Origin of the sequence: Frisingicoccus sp. (assembly GCF_048388605.1) — a bacterium.
Lineage (GTDB): Bacteria > Bacillota > Clostridia > Lachnospirales > Lachnospiraceae > Frisingicoccus.
The window spans coordinates 1-2,344 of the sequence record NZ_DBGCTU010000020.1 but is presented as its reverse complement, the minus strand read 5'-3'; the positions used below and the strand labels follow the sequence as shown (position 1 = coordinate 2,344).

Sequence of the window (2,344 nt, the reverse complement as noted above, 5' to 3'; positions counted from 1 at the left end):
CATACGGATTTGAAAACCACCCAGATATATGCCCGGATAACCAACCAGAAGATCAGCAGCGACATGGAAATCCTGTCCCATAAGCTGGAAAAGATGGAGAAGGAAATATGCGATGCCATCTGAGGAAATGGTATTTATGAAACGGATGATTTTCCCCTTCCTCATCAAAGTTCGTCCGTCCCTGCGGGACTCCGCGTTTTCCCTTCGGTTTCCGGCAGAAAATTTCCGTACGGCGAAATTTTCTGCCGGAAAAACGCTCCGAAAGCGCAGGGACGGACGTAAGAGGGATTCAGAAGGCGAAAACTGCGACCGACGTAGTGCATGTGCGACAAGGAAAAGAACTGTCCGGGAGCCCCTTTTCATGCCGTACCCCGGCATGAAACCACTTTTCTCTCCGGCTGTGGTGAAGGCTCTCCTGCTCCCTCTGCATTGCATATGCGGGTTGTTTTGCCCATATCCACGTCCGCCGGTATTGCCTGCCCTTTCCTTGAGAAAAACGGCTTACCGCAACGGGTGGCGTGACACAGACTTTTCCGGATATGGAGGAACATTCCGGAAAAAAGAGTGGAAGACGGGCTATTATTTGGCTGTATAACAACAAAGTTGTATTTTTGCAAAAAATAATATTATGGCTATAACTATCAAGAACATTCCGGTTTTGGAGGGCGTTACGGCGGAAGATTTCGTACGCAGTGCAGACAAGAACGCCGCAAAGGTAACACCCCGGTTATCAGTGGAGGCAAAGAAACGGTTGCGAAAAGTATTGGAGAAATCCCGTTCATTCCGGTTCAATTAACAGCAATGGACGGTATTTCTTTATATGATGATTGTGTCATGCTTGCCTATAACAAGGAAGTACGGAGGAATTGCCTTCCTTTCACTTGTGGCGAGAATGACCTTGATGATTTTTTTCTCAATGATGCCGATCTGTATGCGGATGAACTCCTTGGGAAAACATATTGTTGGGTGACGACTGAAATCCCGCATCGTATTGTGGCCTTGTTTACCTTGTCCAATGACAGTATCAAGACCAGATTAATATCCCCCAATGATAAAAACAGGCTGCAACGCAATATTGTAAATCCTAAACGTGGACGCAGCTATCCGGCCGTGCTGATAGGAAGACTGGGGGTCAACCTGGAATATCAGGGTACATCAAGCCACGTAGGACGGCAACTGATGGCTTTCATAAAAGACTGGTTCCGTCATGAGGACAACAAGACAGGATGCCGTTTTATCGTGGTGGATGCATACAATGAGGAAAAGATTCTCAGGTATTATGAAAGAAACGGTTTCGTTCCACTCTATAAAACAGACGTGATAGAAAAGCAATATTATGATATTCCGCAAGATGAACCTTTGAAAACCCGTTTGCTGTATTTTGATTTGAAAAAGGACTGACATAATAATATATCAGTAAAATCCTTTAGGGTGACAACGGGTTTCAAAGACAGGCTGTCGCTACGATTACCTGCCATATGGCACCGGCCGTTTTCTTGATGGCGGGCGGTGGATTTCATGGGAAGCCAATCCGGAATGACAAGTAATGCCGCACCTGTGGCATAATAGAGCATTATTTTGAAGGCGGAGACTTTGTCCGGTTCTTCTTTTTCCAAGGTTTTCCGTCGGATGTCTTCAAGTTTTCCACACTTGTTTTAGAATAGTTCGCATTATCAGCAGATTGCGAGTTTCAGTCTGCCGTTCCGATTCTCTTTATTGCATCGTAGCATGTCGTTGATATATTCCAAATACTTATCCATGAATAGGCGACTTATAATTTTGTCTCAGGCAAATATCGAGACACACTCCCGAATGAGGTCTTCCATGATTTTAAAAGACTCCGTATTTCGGAAGGAACAACGTACACATACAATTTCTCCGGAACGGCCGACCTTCCTGTCACTTCCCTGTAATCCTCCCCAAAATCAACACCGCCGTATAAACTGCATGAAAGCCCGGGCACGCTTCCTGTTTCCAATCCCATATCTGCTCCTTCCGCAACATCACGTATTGCCGTTCTCATTTCATATCCTTGAATATTTCTCCAAACATACCAAAGACAGAAAAGCTGCATGGAATCTAAATTCTCACCGGACAGACAATAGATAGAAGGAAGGAATCCATCATCCTCATTTCTTGCGGCAAAAATAGTTGTTTTTCAGGCCGGTCCCGCAAGGCGGCCCTTCGGGCTGGTTGCACGTGAAAAAATCTTCCTCACGCTTCGCGTGAGCGTATTTTTTCACGGCAAGCCTTGCCGGAGACCGCCGAAAAACAAACTGGAGGAAGCACAAGAAATAAGAATGCCTACCCGTGTAGGCCATGTATAACTCAAAAAAATATAAGG

Annotated in this window: 3 protein-coding genes; 1 reads left to right on the top strand and 2 read right to left on the bottom strand. The window is 45.5% G+C overall.

Translation table 11 applies throughout. The features are described from left to right. Positions 1-834: 834 nt before the first annotated feature. Positions 835-1,401 carry a hypothetical protein gene (locus tag ACMN7X_RS03830; protein WP_017141450.1) on the top strand — a complete coding sequence of 189 codons (567 nt, stop codon included), beginning with the start codon at positions 835-837 and terminating at the stop codon, positions 1,399-1,401. Between the two features lie 370 nt (positions 1,402-1,771). Here ACMN7X_RS03830 and ACMN7X_RS03825 read toward each other — a convergent pair whose 3' ends face one another. Together ACMN7X_RS03825 and ACMN7X_RS03820 are read right to left on the bottom strand one after the other, a co-directional pair. After that, the gene (locus ACMN7X_RS03825) at positions 1,772-1,984 is read right to left on the bottom strand and encodes a hypothetical protein (protein WP_271701912.1); all 213 of its coding nucleotides are present in this window, start codon (positions 1,982-1,984) and stop codon (positions 1,772-1,774) included. 145 nt (positions 1,985-2,129) lie between these two features. Next, on the bottom strand, positions 2,130-2,344 hold a 215-nt coding region (locus ACMN7X_RS03820; protein ID WP_368321832.1), incomplete at its 5' end, for a hypothetical protein.